Source organism: Pseudomonas sp. ICMP 460 (assembly GCF_002723595.1).
In the GTDB taxonomy this organism is placed as follows: domain Bacteria; phylum Pseudomonadota; class Gammaproteobacteria; order Pseudomonadales; family Pseudomonadaceae; genus Aquipseudomonas; species Aquipseudomonas kitaguniensis.
Genome location: NZ_LKBR01000007.1, coordinates 99,605 through 113,323 on the forward strand (window position 1 = coordinate 99,605; position 13,719 = coordinate 113,323).

Annotated in this window: 14 protein-coding genes; 12 read left to right on the forward strand and 2 right to left on the reverse strand. The window is 56.2% G+C overall.

Features of this window, described 5'->3' with window-relative positions:
* Window position 1 precedes the first annotated feature (1 nt).
* Window positions 2-292: a bacteriocin immunity protein gene (locus AO240_RS07305; RefSeq protein WP_099235802.1), complete on the reverse strand. Its 291-nt coding sequence runs from the start codon at window positions 290-292 to the stop codon at window positions 2-4.
* The gene (locus tag AO240_RS07310; RefSeq protein ID WP_256585879.1) at window positions 289-1,575 is read right to left on the reverse strand and encodes an S-type pyocin domain-containing protein; all 1,287 of its coding nucleotides are present in this window, start codon (window positions 1,573-1,575) and stop codon (window positions 289-291) included. The genes AO240_RS07305 and AO240_RS07310 overlap by 4 nt, the downstream gene beginning before the upstream one ends.
* A gap of 420 nt (window positions 1,576-1,995) precedes the next feature.
* Here AO240_RS07310 and AO240_RS07315 point away from each other — a divergent pair, with 420 nt between their 5' ends.
* From AO240_RS07315 to AO240_RS07370, 12 genes are all read left to right on the forward strand, one after another.
* The gene (locus AO240_RS07315; protein WP_099235803.1) at window positions 1,996-2,712 is read left to right on the forward strand and encodes a 2OG-Fe(II) oxygenase; all 717 of its coding nucleotides are present in this window, start codon (window positions 1,996-1,998) and stop codon (window positions 2,710-2,712) included.
* A 98-nt stretch (window positions 2,713-2,810) separates the two neighbouring features.
* Window positions 2,811-3,914, forward strand: a complete 1,104-nt coding sequence (gene ada / locus AO240_RS07320) for a bifunctional DNA-binding transcriptional regulator/O6-methylguanine-DNA methyltransferase Ada (RefSeq protein WP_099235804.1) — start codon at window positions 2,811-2,813, stop codon at window positions 3,912-3,914.
* A 77-nt stretch (window positions 3,915-3,991) separates the two neighbouring features.
* The gene (locus AO240_RS07325) at window positions 3,992-4,267 is read left to right on the forward strand and encodes an Ada metal-binding domain-containing protein (protein ID WP_371918602.1); all 276 of its coding nucleotides are present in this window, start codon (window positions 3,992-3,994) and stop codon (window positions 4,265-4,267) included.
* Between the two features lie 354 nt (window positions 4,268-4,621).
* A complete protein-coding gene (locus AO240_RS07330; protein ID WP_256585880.1) occupies window positions 4,622-6,016 on the forward strand; it encodes an iron-containing redox enzyme family protein in 1,395 nt (464 codons plus the stop codon).
* Window positions 5,997-6,293, forward strand: coding sequence for a Rieske 2Fe-2S domain-containing protein (locus tag AO240_RS07335; RefSeq protein WP_099235808.1), 297 nt, complete (start codon window positions 5,997-5,999; stop codon window positions 6,291-6,293). The genes AO240_RS07330 and AO240_RS07335 overlap by 20 nt, the downstream gene beginning before the upstream one ends.
* Before the next feature lie 46 nt (window positions 6,294-6,339).
* Window positions 6,340-7,191, forward strand: a complete 852-nt coding sequence (locus AO240_RS07340) for a 50S ribosomal protein L11 methyltransferase (protein WP_099235810.1) — start codon at window positions 6,340-6,342, stop codon at window positions 7,189-7,191.
* Window positions 7,192-7,370: 179 nt separating this feature from the next.
* Window positions 7,371-8,657, forward strand: coding sequence for an MFS transporter (locus AO240_RS07345; protein ID WP_099235812.1), 1,287 nt, complete (start codon window positions 7,371-7,373; stop codon window positions 8,655-8,657).
* 14 nt (window positions 8,658-8,671) lie between these two features.
* The gene (locus AO240_RS07350; RefSeq protein WP_099235814.1) at window positions 8,672-9,604 is read left to right on the forward strand and encodes an alpha/beta hydrolase; all 933 of its coding nucleotides are present in this window, start codon (window positions 8,672-8,674) and stop codon (window positions 9,602-9,604) included.
* Complete coding sequence (locus tag AO240_RS07355; RefSeq protein ID WP_256585881.1) at window positions 9,553-10,875, forward strand: ATP-grasp domain-containing protein; 1,323 nt, start codon at window positions 9,553-9,555, stop codon at window positions 10,873-10,875. Before AO240_RS07350 ends, AO240_RS07355 begins: the two co-directional genes overlap by 52 nt.
* Complete coding sequence (locus tag AO240_RS07360; RefSeq protein WP_256585882.1) at window positions 10,872-11,762, forward strand: alpha/beta fold hydrolase; 891 nt, start codon at window positions 10,872-10,874, stop codon at window positions 11,760-11,762. The genes AO240_RS07355 and AO240_RS07360 overlap by 4 nt, the downstream gene beginning before the upstream one ends.
* 33 nt (window positions 11,763-11,795) lie before the next feature.
* Window positions 11,796-12,920 (forward strand): FAD-binding oxidoreductase, encoded by a 1,125-nt coding sequence (locus AO240_RS07365; RefSeq protein ID WP_099235818.1) that lies wholly within the window; start codon window positions 11,796-11,798, stop codon window positions 12,918-12,920.
* On the forward strand, window positions 12,914-13,609 hold the full coding sequence (locus AO240_RS07370) for a M24 family metallopeptidase (RefSeq protein WP_099235820.1): 696 nt from the start codon (window positions 12,914-12,916) through the stop codon (window positions 13,607-13,609). The genes AO240_RS07365 and AO240_RS07370 overlap by 7 nt, the downstream gene beginning before the upstream one ends.
* The last annotated feature ends 110 nt before the right edge of the window (window positions 13,610-13,719 follow it).

The following is a 13,719-nucleotide window of genomic DNA, read 5'->3' on the forward strand; positions in this document are numbered from 1 at the left end:
TCTAACGCCTTGATGCTTTTGCAAGTTCCTTAAAGCCCGGCAAGCCGTTAGCTGCTCGCCATTCCTTGATCGTTTTAGTGATGCCTTCGGCGGATGTATCGGCTCCCGGCTCCGGGTAATAAATCAAATCAGAGCTCGCAGGATGACCAGCGATTTTATCGAGATGCAGCAACAGCACATCATCACGATTACCAGTGGGTGCCACATCCGCCCTGAAAAGCTCCTCCAAGAACGCGATGAACTCTTTTTCCGTGTAATCAGAAAGACTGTTTTTAATAAACGGATCGCTCATTTTTTTTGCCCTTGATTTTTGTGTACATCGACGTGGTTTTTTGGCGTATTAACTCGCAAATTATCGACGTTGTAGACTTCTCCACCCTCAGAAATTGGCTCAACGTGATGGATATCATGCGAATTCCTGGAACCCGCCCAATCAATCCGTCGAGCTCGCGGCGCACGCCCAACACTCATACGATCCATCTCTTTTGACGTGAACTGTTCACCTAGCTTCGGATCTCTCGAAACCGCAACCCAAAACGCCCGCCTGAACGAATCAAAGCTCGAAAACTTGCGACCTCGCAATGCATCCGCAACACCCGTCGGAATCGGTGCACCCAGCCCCGACCGAGCATGATCAAGCCATTCACCTGGTACGTCTTCACCGAGCCCACTCACCACTCCCGGCTCACCCCGACGCACGCTCAGCGACAGGTAGATTGGCGCAATCGTCGGTTGGCTGGGAAACCAGATAATAGCGTCCTGATAATCCGGCGGATACGCCGGGTTAATCAGGATCTGCTCTGCCTTGGGGCCGGGCGGATACACCCAGACCGCAGGTTTGAGCGTCACACCCTCGAGCGCAGGAATCCCCAACACGGCATTGGGATCAGCAGCCGGCGTCCAAATAATTTCAACACCGTCGCCCATGTCCGCGACCCACTGGTCGCCGCAGGGCTCGGCTTTGATGACCGGCACGCTCTGCCAATCCGTTTTGCCGCCGGTATAAAACCCGTACAGGTCAACCGAGCCGTCTGGCAATTGCTTGAGCGTTACCCGAACGCGGGTATTGCCTTTGGTCAGTTCGGCATAGTGCGCGGATGAATAAAACGCGCTGTCCGGCGAAGTCGTGTTCGGGATCAGTGCCGCCACCGTGATCGCCAGCCCACTCGGTAAAACCGCCGCCAGCGTGCCGCCGAGTCGAGCCGTCAGGGCCGATGCACTGACAGACCCTCCAACCCATTCCAGCGCCTGCGCGCCTGCGGCCATCGCTGCCCTGGAACCAAGCACCGCATAGGCGCCGTAATGCTCTAACGACTCCACAGGCACAAAACCTGTGTGGTCCATCACCCCGTCCGGGAGTGCGCGAGACTTCGCAAAAACGTACCCGTTATGCTCACCTTCGTCCTGATTCTGGGCCTTCTCCCAGCGCTCATCAGCTTCCCGATCGTTGCGTTCGTTTGCCGCCACCGCCCGATCCCAAGCAGCCTGTGCCAACTTTGTCGCCTTGGCATGCTCCTCGTTGCCATCTCGGCCATTGACCCCAAGCGTACTTATTTTAAGCATTTCGGTAGGCATAGCGCTCCTTGCCCTAATCGGTTCGATCCCCAAGACAGTCACCCGATCACTGATTTTTCAGCGACCGAGCGACCTTAGAGACGCCCAATCAAGCGGACAAGCCAGCCGATTCCGACGCAGCCGTAGGCAATGGAGCAAAGCGCTGTAGCCTCTGCCCGCACCTCGTGCGCAGGGGGGGATCGCGGAACGCTACGAAGACGTGCTCACCTTCGAAAGCCGGTTGAGAGCAAAAACACTGCGATCCCGGATTTCAGCAGAACACCCAGGGCGAGTATTCATAGCTGGCCCCAGTCTCGCAAACGTTGGAGCCGCCAGGAAACCCGGGGCGGTTCAGCGGATTAATTTGATAGCAACAAACGGGAGGCTCGCGTTGATTGCCTGCGGTATGTTGACAATCACGCCTACCAGAAGGGAATGCCAATGGCCGACACGGCACTGGAAAAAAGGCTCGCTTGCGAAAACTGGAGCGAGCATCTACATCGCGTAAACGGCAGCGGCTTTAGCGTTATTCAGAACCTGCTCGACCCAGACGTCTGCCAGCGCCTTACCGAGAGCTACAGCGAACCGGATATCTTTCGGTCGTGTATCAATATGAGCAGGCACGGCTTCGGTTCAGGCCAATATAAATACTTCGCCTACCCGCTGCCGTCGATTATCGCCACATTGAGATCCTGTGTTTACCCGCAGTTGGTTCCACTGGCCAACTATTGGAACACTAAGCTTGGCCTCGAACCGCCTTATCCCGAACGCCATGAAGACTTTCTAAGCCAGTGCCACGACGCCCGGCAAGAGCGCCCCACGCCACTGCTGCTGCGCTACGGTGCAGGTGACTACAATTGCCTGCACCGCGACCTGTATGGCGACATTCTGTTTCCCGTACAGATGGCTATCCTCCTGTCTGAGCCCAATGACGAATTCAGCGGCGGAGAATTCGTGCTTACCGAACAGCGACCACGCATGCAGTCCAGGGTCAGCGTAGTGCCGTTGCGCAAGGGCGATGCTGTGATTTTTGCCGTCAACCGCAGGCCCGTGAAGGGAGTCAGAGGCTTCTACTCCGTATTTACGCGGCACGGCGTGAGCGAGGTCCGCGCGGGGGAGAGGTTTACCCTTGGGGTGATATTCCATGATGCGCAGTGATGGGACGGCCAAGCGTGCGAATTTGAAAGCAAGACTCGGGGTTTTAACGCGGCTCGAAAGCGATAGGCTTGTGCAAATTGCGAAGAGGGGGCATTGCCATGGAATGCTTTAAAGAACAAACCACCCAGCCGCTGCTGAGGGCCGAGGACGATCCGCGCTGGAATATCCTCGTAAACCGCCAGGCTGATGCGAACCTCGATTTTGTCTACGGAGTGCTGACCACCGGGGTTTATTGCCGGCCCTGCAGTCCGACCAAGCTGCCTCGGCCAGAAAATGTCGTATTTTTTGACACCGCGGCCGAGGCCGAAAGGGCCGGGTTTCGCCCCTCCAAACGTGATAGCAGCAACCCCGCGGCCGTCGCCCAGAAGCACACCGCGGCCGTCGCCGAAGCGTGCAGGCTCATCGATACATCGGACACGGTGCTCAACCTGGGCGACCTGGCCGAACAGGTGGGCATGAGCAGCTTCCACTTCCACCGCGTCTTTAAGAAACTCACAGGCCTGACGCCGAAAGCCTACAGCGTAGCTTCATTGCGTTCGCGCGTCAGAGACCAGCTTTCGCTCAGCGGCACCATCACCGACGCACTCTATGAGGCCGGCTATAACTCCAACAGCCGATTCTATGAAGCGTCGCAAAACATCCTCGGCATGAAGCCAACCGAGTACCGTGCCGGGGGCGCCAACGTGGATATCAAATTCGCACTGGGCGAAAGCTCGCTGGGTTCGATTCTGGTGGCCAGAAGCGCGCGCGGCATTTGTGCCATTTTATTGGGCGATGACCCTAACGCGCTGGTGGAGAGTTTTCAGGACCAGTTCCCCAACGCCAACCTGATCGGTGGCGATGTCGAGTTCGAGGCGCTGGTTGCGATCGTCGTCGGCTTTGTCGAATCGCCGTGTTCAGACCTTGCGCTTCCGCTGGATATTCGTGGCACCGTGTTTCAAGAGCGGGTGTGGCAGGCGCTCAGGGATATTCCTGCAGGCACGACCGAGACCTATGCCCAGGTCGCCGCGAGGATAGGCATGCCCAGCGCCAGCCGTGCAGTGGCTAACGCGTGCGGGGCCAATAAGCTGGCGGTGGCGATTCCGTGTCATCGCGTAGTGCGCAGTGACGGATCATTGTCTGGCTACCGTTGGGGGGTGGAGCGTAAGCGCACGTTAATTGAGCGTGAGAAGGGCATGCATGCTGCACACGTTGGCGGATGAGCCGAGCCGTGGGTATGGGCTGATCTTGCGTGCTGGCACTGAACGGGGTAGAGCGCGTAATGAAGCGTTGGAAGATCATGGACGCCCACGGCAAGCTTGCCCTCAGTCACACGCCGGGACAGTTTGGCGGGCATAAAAAAAGCAGGATCTACGGGCGCCTGGACTGCCCGGCTGCACTGCGAGCCTTGAGCAAAGGCGGGTATGTGAAGGATCGTGTATTTTTTATCGATGAACAGACCGCCCGATTGGCAGGCTATCGCCCATGCTTCAGGTGCATGCCTGCCCGTTACCGTGAGTGGAAGCTGACAACTGAAGGCCATTTGGCACAGCTGGGTAATACCGCAAAAATATAATCCTTTAGCTATCGCTGTGTCCGCGACTTCATTGATATGGCATGAAACTTTGCCGGCCCTTGTTGTTAAGTAATGGCATGCAAGTTTCATTTTTGCGCACGCTAAAAGTGTGTAGTAGGGCACCGTACAGGATAGATGCATTTTTCGTGGTGTGTGAAAAAATTCAAATATAAAAAGATATAAAAGCAAGAAACAGAGTTTTTCCAGAAATATTTTGCAATATTTTGACCCTGCCGCTCGCTGCTCCCATAGTGCTGACGCGCGGTGCAAGGCTATTGCGTCGCCAACATGCGATAGGCCGAGCGATAAATGTTTTGGTTCTATCGATAAACCTAATCATTTGGGAGTGATGCAATGGATATGCCGGTAACTGAAGACTTTGAACCTCTAATGAAGCGCTTGGGTGAAATAGAACTTTACCATGACGGCGAGGACTGGGTGGAAGCTGAATCTGTCTGGAAGCGGCCCCTTCGACCGCAAGCTTTTCCCTACACTACGTTTGACAGTGTTACGCAAAGTACACTATTCAATTATTCGTCGCTGACGATGAACCGAACACTTACCGCGCTGTACGAACAAGACTTCCTCTACCTGCCCGCTGCCTCCGACACTATTATACAAGACCTTAAAGCTGCCTATACCACGCCACTGAGAACGCTGGCAAACCAGCTGATTGCTCCGCTCGAAGAGAAGGTTCTGGGTAATTTACAGCATCAGGTAAACGTTGGCGGGGGATGGAACAAGGAACTGTTCAAATGCTTTCTCGCCGAAAAGCTGGAACCCCGCGGTGAAGCCGTACACGATTCTTTGAGCCTGATTCAAAGTGCCAGTGATCCGCAACTGATGCTGAAGCTGTTACTGATGCAACACGCTGTGGATTTCCTTCCCGAGTCTTCGCACATGGCGCGGTTTGCAAAGGGTGATTATGGCGACGCGCAATCTGCAGTGTTCCGCGTATTGCTCGATGAGTTCGGTTACGGTAAACACGCGACCAAGCACAGTACGTTATTCAAGGCGACACTGAAATCCATTGGCATGCTGGATAATTCCCACGCCTATTGGAATTTCTACCTGACGTCCTCGCTGCTCAATAATAATTACTTTCATAAGTTGACGCGAAGCCCGGAGTGCTTTTTTGAATACGTCGGCGCAATAACGTATGCAGAAAACTCCTTCGGACCTTATTGCGGCAGCGTCAGGAATTTGCTCTTGCAACACTTTCCCGATGTGGACGCGCGCTATTACACCGAACATGTGCATATCGACGATTTCCACGGTTCAATGACCCTGAATGAAATTCTGCTGCCGCTGGCGGAACGTTACGGGCCGTCGGTGTATCCCGAGTTTGTGCGTGGCATTGAAATGTCCTGCTTGCTCCAGCAGATCATGGAAGATGATCTGTGCGCGCAGATCACCTGGATGAACAAGCGGCCCCTCTATCGCCAACTGGCGATGGACATTAAACACAGGGTGTTGGAAAACATTGAAAACATCCCGGTGGCCCACCTCAACGAGCCCAAGGGCGAGTTGTCTGTTCCGCACGTCCATGATGGTGACGAGTTTTGTATTGTCGATGAAGGCCTGCTGCGGTTTTGTCACGGCCCAGACTGTTTCAGCGATCTCTCGCCCGGCGAGTGCGTGGTCATCGCGAAGAACAGGCTGCACGGTGCGTTGGTGTTGTCTGAGTTTTGCAAATATCGAATTCTGTCTATCGGGGATTATCGCCACTATGCAACTTATAGCCTTTGACCGATCTCAGACGCCACCCGTTATCAAGACGGCGGGTAAATACATCCAAATGCAGCGCGATGAAGGGGGGCAGATAAAGTTTAAAGACATGACCTGTCAGCACCGGGGTGGCCCGCTGACCCATGGCACTGAAGACACTGAGTCGGTGATCTGCCCCTGGCATGGCAAAAAGACCAGAAAGTGCCGGATTAACTACCTGGATATAGCCTTCGTGGAAAATGCGAACACGGTCTGGGTCGGGCTTCAAGATTTTGAACGACTTATTTACAACGTCTGATCTATCCCGCTGAACTGGACGCACCGCCAAACTTCGGAGATTTAGCATGTTGAGTCATAACAGTGAGCCTGTGTTTAACGCGACCTCCATTAATAAGAACGATCCGTTGATAGCTACCATCCCCCGTTGGCATTTTTCCATGTTGAACGACCACCAACGCAATCAGGCTTTTTTTAATGCCATTGAGGCGACCGACTTTACCAATAAAACCGTACTTGATATTGGCACCGGCTCAGGCCTGTTGGCGATGCTGATTGCACGAAAGGGCGCCCAGCATGTTTACACGTGTGAGTTCAACCCACTGGTGGCTGCCAAGGCAGAGGAAATAATTCGGGTAAATGGTCTGGAACATCGCATTACCGTGATCAACAAATTGTCAACCGATCTGATAGCGGGTGAGGATCTTCCACGTCATATCGAGATTATGATTTCCGAAACCGTTGATTGCGGGTTTTTTGGCGAAGGCTTTGGTCACGCGCTGACTCACGCAAAACGTGAGTTGCTCAGTCCCGGCGCCATTATCATTCCTCAATCGGTGAAGCTGAATGCCTGCTTGTTATCAAGTCAGGAGGTGGCCAATCTAAACTATGTGTACGACGATATTTTTGGTCTCGACGTCAGTGCGTTCAATAGTTTCCAAACCGCCGGTTATTTTCCTGTGCGCTTGCAGACATGGCCGCATCGGTTGGTCAGTAACACGGTGGCGTTCTATAATGCCGATTTCAAGAACGCGTTTGTTTTTGATGCCCATCAAGAACTGACGTTTACCGCCGATGCCAATGCGCTGGCGCATGGCATTGTGTTTTGGTTTGATCTTTTTCTTAAAGAAGACACCTGTTTATCCAATGACCCACATAATGTTCGCATCGCACTGGATGCAGGCTGTTCAATTATTTGACTGCCCTATTTACGTTAGAAAATCCCAGGATTACCGAGTCTCGTTAAATCTGAGTTGTGACGGTGTTCGGTTTGGTAAACAACTGACCTCCCGGCTGTTTGAAAATATCGCCAGTTGATAAGCCGGGTCGTTCGGCAGGCCTCGAGCGACGTTACTTTTGTTGAGTCAGGAGAAGGTGTATGGACGCTGAACGAAAAAATCCGTTACTGCGCACCGACCACAAAAATTTCAATTTGCTCTGGTCAGGGCAGTCGCTGAGCCTGCTGGGCAATCAGTTCCTGGTGATCGCGCTGCCGTTCCTGGCGGTGCAAACAGTGGGCGCATCGGCAGCACAAGCCGTACTTTTGCCATTTTTAATGTTTGTACCGTTCCTCGCGTTCGGCCTGCCGGTCGGCGCCTTGATTGACCGGTTGCCCAAGCGAAAAACCATGATCCTGGCGGACCTGGTGCAAATGCTGGTCTACGCCACGGTCGCGCTCATGGCCATGGGCGGCATGCTGACATTCCCGATACTGATGGGCCTGATCCTGATCGCCGGCATTGCGACGGTGTTTTTTCAGGTGGCATACAACTCCTTCCTGCCGGAAATCTATTGCGCTGCGTCCGACTTGCAGAAGGGCAATGCCAAATTGTTTTTCTCCGAGTCGATTGCCCGCACATTGGGGCCAGTAGGGGCGGGACCTTTGATCACGGTGTTCGGCCCGCCGATGGCGATTCTTCTCAACGGCTGCTCGTTCCTGGTGTCGATCCTTACGTTGAGTGCTATCGGCGATGCACCGGTGGCAAGTGCACAGGATCATGCCCCCGCCGCACGCACATCCATCATGGCGGATATAAAAACCGGGCTGAAGTTCGTGTTTTCGCATCCCAAGCTCGAACCGGTTTTTTTGTGTGGTGCCGTTTATGTGTTGTTTCTGACGATTATCGAGACCAGCCTGGTGCTTTATTGCAAGGATATCCTGCTGCTTGCGCCCAGCGTCATCGGCTTGGTCATCGGTGCGGCGGCTGTCGGTTTTCCGATCGCCAACCTGGTCGCCGCGAGGTTGCTCAACCACTTCGGCATGGCGCGCACCCTGGTAATTGCCGCCGCTACGTCGGTCAGTGGGTTGTTTCTGATTGCAGTCTTTGGCGCCTCTGGGTCGATCGCCGGCCTTATAGCTGCCAGCGTGTTGCACGGGTTGGGGGAGGGGGTGTTCGGGCCCACGTCCCTGACGTTGAGGCAGACCGATACGCCGTTGTCCCTGCTCGGTCGCGTTAATTCAGTGCAGCGCTTCATGATCTGGGGCGCCATTCCCCTGGGCAGCGTGATGACTTCATTGATCATCAAATACTGTGGGCTTGAATGGACACTCTGGGTCGGCGGCATTGGCACCGCGCTGTGCCTGTTACCGCTCATTCGCCGCGGAATACTGGCGGATCTGCGAGAACCGAATATTCCCTTTAGTACAGATTCTCCCCACAGCTGACAGGAGCCATTGCGATGACTTACGCACCGGGTATCGAAGAGTTCGTTGATCGTTGTAACGCGGTTATGCCTGCCGATTTCTTCACCTATGCGATGGAGGACCAGCGCCGTCTGTACCAGAGCCTTGTGGTCGAGTTTCCTTATGCGCTGCCGCTTGATGTGCACTGGTCACAACACAACGTCACCGAAGGTGACGCGCACCCTGGATTCAGGCTTTACGAACCGTCGCAGCCGATGACTGAGGGGCTGGTTATTTATATTCGCGGCGGCGGGTTTGTCATGGGGTCCCTCGATACCCACCATTCTGTCGCGGCGGAAATCGCTTCAAAATCCCGTATCAAAGTCATGGCCGTCGACTTCCGGCTGGCACCGGAATACCCATTCCCGTTTGCACTGGAAGATTGTTACAACGCGCTGCTCTACGCTCACGCACAGGCGGATACCCTGGGTATCGACCGAAACAAAATCATCCTGGCCGGCGACAGCTCGGGCGCCAATATGGCGGTGGTGGTTGCAATGATGACGCGTGACCGCAATGGCCCTGCGCTTGCGGGCCAGGCTCTGATAAGCCCCGTACTGGATTTTACCCGCTGGCGTAATGGCGGCGATGATGCGCCGCTGCTGACCGGGGGCGAGATGGAGTTCTACACGGCCTGCTATACCCCGGACCCGTCGACCACCTCGCACCCTTACGTCTCGCCCCTGGTTGCCGGTGATTTCAGCGGTTTGCCCAAGGCCTATGTGATGGGCGCGGAGAAAGATTCGCTGGCGATCGATGCACAGCTCTATGCGCAAGCGTTGCAACGTCAAGGCATTGATGTCGAATTGGTTATCGAGCCCGGCATGGTTCATGCCGCCATCCGCGCACGCGCGCTCAGCCCCACAGTGCAAGACGCATGGACGCGGTACTGCGGCAAAATCAGCGAAATGGCGAGGGCCGTATCATGACGCGCGCCCCTGAGCGTTATGCCGTGATTGTCGATCCGTATTCATCCGGAAATCAGTTTGCCAAGGAGTTTGCGCGTGAGGGTGTCAGGCTGATTGCGGTGCTGTCGTGCTCCGAACCGCCAGAGGTGTATGCCGCCTCGTATCGGCCGCAGGATTTCTTCAGGATATACGTAGCGCCTGTCGCCGATCTGGAGGCGCTGGCTGACGAGTTACGCGATTATTCGCCGATTTGCGTGCTCACCGGCTGCGAGTCCGGGGTGGAGCTTGCTGAACGCCTTGCGCCCCTCCTGCTGCCCCAGGCCTCCAATGCGCCGGGGCTTGCCCTCGCACGGCGTGACAAAGGCCTTATGGCGGCTGCGGCGTCTGCGGCGGGTGTACCGATGATGAAGCAGATATGCACGAATGACTTCGCGAGCGTGCAACGTTGGCGCGTTGACAATGGCCTGGCCCACCGGCACCTCGTGGTCAAGCCACCCAAAAGCGCAAGTACCGATGGCGTCAGTAAGGTCAGCCCGGATCAAAGCTTGCAGACGGCCTTTACACGGCTGCTCGATAAGCCCAACCGCCTGGGCATTATCAACGACAGGGTGCTGGTTCAGGAGTACCTGGCCGGTACCGAGTACGTCGTCGATACCTTCAGTTACGCAGGGGTTCACACCTTGTGCAGCGTCTGCCAATACACCAAGTTGGCCAACGCCAATGGCATGGCCATCTATGACCGGATGGAGTGGGTCAGCCACGACGCCCCGATCATTGAAACCCTGGCCACCTATGCCGAGCAGGTACTCGATGCGCTGGGTATTGCCTGGGGCAACGCCCATATTGAAATCATGCAGACTGCCGATGGCCCACGGCTGATCGAATTGGGCGCCAGGCCTCATGGCGGCGGGCACCCGGCGCTGTGCGTCATCGCCACGGGCGACAGCCAGGTTCATCGGGCAGTGAGGTACTTTGCCCAAGGCGTCACACCGCCCAAGCGCTTCACCCTGCTTAAGCATATGACGGTGGTTTTTTTCCGCGCGCTGGCGCCTTGCATCGCGAGCAATCTTGAAAAACTGCACGCCCTTGGCGCATTGCGCAGTTATGTCGATGCGAGCATTCAGGTCAAGGAAGGTCAGGCTGTACCAGCGACGCAGGATCTGTTCGCAACCCTGGCACTGGGCTTCGTGGTGCTGGCTAACGACGACCCGCAGCAACTTGCCAGGGATGTGGAGGCTGTTCGGCAGGCCGAAGCCTATGTGTTTCAACAGACTATACGGGGGGTTGCATGACGACTTCACAGGTACAGCACGCGCCCGGCATGTTCCATGAGGTACGTGGGAAGCGCCTTTGGGTCGAGCAAGCAGGGGACGGGCAGCCGTTGATGTTGCTCAGTGGACTGGGCCCGGCCGGCTCGCACGCTCTGTTTCATCCGCACTTTGACGCCCTGCACGCCGACTTCAGGGTCATCTATGTCGACCTGTATGGCCGTGGGCGCTCCGATAAACCGGAGGACCTGAGCGCTATCAGCTTCGCGCAAGACGTGCTGGATATAACGGCATTGATCAGCCAGCTTTGCCCTGAGGGTGCGCATCTGTTCGGCTTTTCGTACGGTGGCCTGATCAGCCTGCAGGTGGCATTGGACCGGCCCGACCTCGTGCGGTCCGTACTGCTTTGCAACTCGCTGCACAGCCCGCAGATGTGGCAGCAGAACCATGAGAATATCAATCAGGTCATTGCCACGCAGTTGCCGCATGTATGGGCGCAGATAAGCCAATTACACGCGCAGGGTGAAGTGTCTACAGCGCCGCGCATGCAAGCGCTGTTCGGTCAGGCGGCTACCCTGGTCAGGTTTTATGACCCGGCTAACGCGAGCAAATTGTTCAGTGAGCCAGGCTCACGCAATACAGAGCTGTATCCGCTGTTTTGCGGTGCCGATGTTGATTTCAGCATTGGCGGGCAATTGTTGCAGATCCCGGATTTCAGGCCGTTGCTCGACGACTTGGTGCCACCGACCAAGGTACTGGCCGGACGTTTTGATCGCGCGTTATATCCGGCGCTTCAACTTGGGTTTCAGTGCGCGCGCGTCGAACTGGCATTCCTGGAGCACAGTGGTTCGTTCGGGTTTATTGAGGACAATGAAGAGGTGTTAGGGCACATCAGGGCGCATTGCCGATGAACCGGCTGGGTTTCCTGCACGAGGGGTTGCCCTATGCGTGCGCGTGAACACGATCTCGGGGTTCATGCCTACCGTGCGGTCGCTGTAATGCAGGCCAGCGCGAGTGTGGCGGTGCTGCAATTGGTGCCCGCAGCAGGTTCGAGCGTAGTTCGCTATCGTGCCGGGCAGTACGTCACTGTCGAACTGAACGATGGGACACGCAGGGCCTATTCTCCCGCCACTGGCATGCAGGCCGATGGCCGGTTGGAACTGCATGTGCAGTTGTACGCAGAGGGGCGGTTTTCGCAGCGTGTCAAGCAGGGCGCCGATGCGTTGGGCCTGTTGAAGGTGCGCGGCCCTTTCGGTCAGTGCGTTTGGCCCAACTCACTCGATCAAGCGGGGCAGGCCATCCTGCTGGCGACCGGCACGGGTATCGCGCCCATCAGAGCGTTGGTCATGGATGCCCTGATAGCCGGGAAGGGCAAGGATATTCGCGTGTATTGGGGGGTTCCATCGCGCGATGATCTCTATCTGCGTGACGAATTCGCGGCGCTTGAGCAGCGATATTTACAGTTTCACTTTATTCCGGTACTTAGCCGCGAAAGCCCAGGCGACAAGCGTTATGTCCAGCACATAGCCTCGGCGCAGCACACCTCGCTGGCGCATGCCTGGGTAGTCGCCTGCGGCAAACCCGAAATGGTCAGCGCCGCCGCGAAGTTGCTTGGCGAGCGCAACGGTTTGCCTGCATCGCGGTTTTACGCCGACCCCTTCAGCGCGTCGAACACGCTGCCGCTTGCTGCCGCCGGGGTCTGGAAAGCGGCTGACATGCCCACACTGACAGTCAACGTGACACGTCCACGCAGCCGGTTTCCGGTGCCTGTGCGGGTCCGCGCCGAGGGCACGCTGATGTTGGCTTTGCGCGACGCTCAACTGATCCAGGGCGTCTGCAATGGCCAACAGTCGTGCGGCACCTGCCGGCTGACGCTGCCCAAAACGTGGTTTGACGCATTGCCCGAGGCCACGCGTTCCGAAGCCCGGCTTCTGCGTGCATTACCAGGGGCCGGCCCCCACGACCGTCTTGCCTGTCAGATTGCCCTGAGCCCTGATTTGGAAGGTATGCAGGTTTTACTCACTGAAAGTCCACGACTCACCCCAGGAACGGGAGAACACCCATGTTGAACTTAGCTGATCGTGACGCTCTGGAAGCTGTTGGCCAACATTACAACGTGAGCACCATGCTGAACGTACGGCAGATGACCCGGAACGCAATCCTGGACATCGCTCGTCAAATTAAACCCGGCATGGTCGAAGAGGATGCGCTGGAACTGGCCAAGGATGTGCTGGCCGAGCGCGAGATGCTTAAAGGGTGGCACGGTGTTTTTGTAAGGTTTGGCGCAAATACGACCAAAACCTTTGGCGCGCCTTCGCAGCCCGGCAGGGTGCTGGGTGAGGACGATATTTTCTTCATCGACATCGGCCCGACCTGGCGAGAGTGGGAGGGCGATGGCGGTCAGACGTTTGTAACGGGCGCAGACCCCGAAAAGACACGCTGCGCGGCTGATTCGAAAGCGATTTTCCATGAGGTACGCAACCATTGGCTCAAGACCGGAGCAACGGGCAAAGTGCTTTATCAGTTCGCGGTCGATGCCACTGAGCGTCGCGGCTGGCAGTTGAATCTGGACCTGAATGGCCACAGGCTTTCAGATTTTCCCCACTCTGCGGTCTACGGTGGCGCAATGTCCGACATTGAATTCACGCCAAGCAGCCAGCTATGGGTATTGGAAATTCATATCCGCAACCAGGCAGGCACCTTTGGTGCTTTTTTTGAAGACATGCTGCTTGAAGATGAGTACTTCAACGACTTTTGACGTACGTGGGTTTATTGACTTACACGGCTCGTGTGGGTCTTGCTGACGCATCAACCGCTACCTGGTGTCGTCCACTGCGCCAAGGCCTGCGACCAAGTGCATGCCACCGG

Coding starts and splice junctions, on each gene's coding strand:
- AO240_RS07335 (WP_099235808.1), top strand. CDS start 5,997: ATGCAACTTATAGCCTTTGACCGATCTCAGACGCCACCCGTTATCAAG.
- AO240_RS07340 (WP_099235810.1), top strand. CDS start 6,340: ATGTTGAGTCATAACAGTGAGCCTGTGTTTAACGCGACCTCCATTAAT.
- AO240_RS07350 (WP_099235814.1), top strand. CDS start 8,672: ATGACTTACGCACCGGGTATCGAAGAGTTCGTTGATCGTTGTAACGCG.
- AO240_RS07305 (WP_099235802.1), bottom strand. CDS start 292: ATGAGCGATCCGTTTATTAAAAACAGTCTTTCTGATTACACGGAAAAA.
- AO240_RS07330 (WP_256585880.1), top strand. CDS start 4,622: ATGGATATGCCGGTAACTGAAGACTTTGAACCTCTAATGAAGCGCTTG.
- AO240_RS07315 (WP_099235803.1), top strand. CDS start 1,996: ATGGCCGACACGGCACTGGAAAAAAGGCTCGCTTGCGAAAACTGGAGC.
- AO240_RS07360 (WP_256585882.1), top strand. CDS start 10,872: ATGACGACTTCACAGGTACAGCACGCGCCCGGCATGTTCCATGAGGTA.
- AO240_RS07355 (WP_256585881.1), top strand. CDS start 9,553: ATGGACGCGGTACTGCGGCAAAATCAGCGAAATGGCGAGGGCCGTATC.
- AO240_RS07325 (WP_371918602.1), top strand. CDS start 3,992: ATGGACGCCCACGGCAAGCTTGCCCTCAGTCACACGCCGGGACAGTTT.
- AO240_RS07370 (WP_099235820.1), top strand. CDS start 12,914: ATGTTGAACTTAGCTGATCGTGACGCTCTGGAAGCTGTTGGCCAACAT.
- AO240_RS07310 (WP_256585879.1), bottom strand. CDS start 1,575: ATGCCTACCGAAATGCTTAAAATAAGTACGCTTGGGGTCAATGGCCGA.
- AO240_RS07365 (WP_099235818.1), top strand. CDS start 11,796: ATGCGTGCGCGTGAACACGATCTCGGGGTTCATGCCTACCGTGCGGTC.
- ada (WP_099235804.1), top strand. CDS start 2,811: ATGGAATGCTTTAAAGAACAAACCACCCAGCCGCTGCTGAGGGCCGAG.
- AO240_RS07345 (WP_099235812.1), top strand. CDS start 7,371: ATGGACGCTGAACGAAAAAATCCGTTACTGCGCACCGACCACAAAAAT.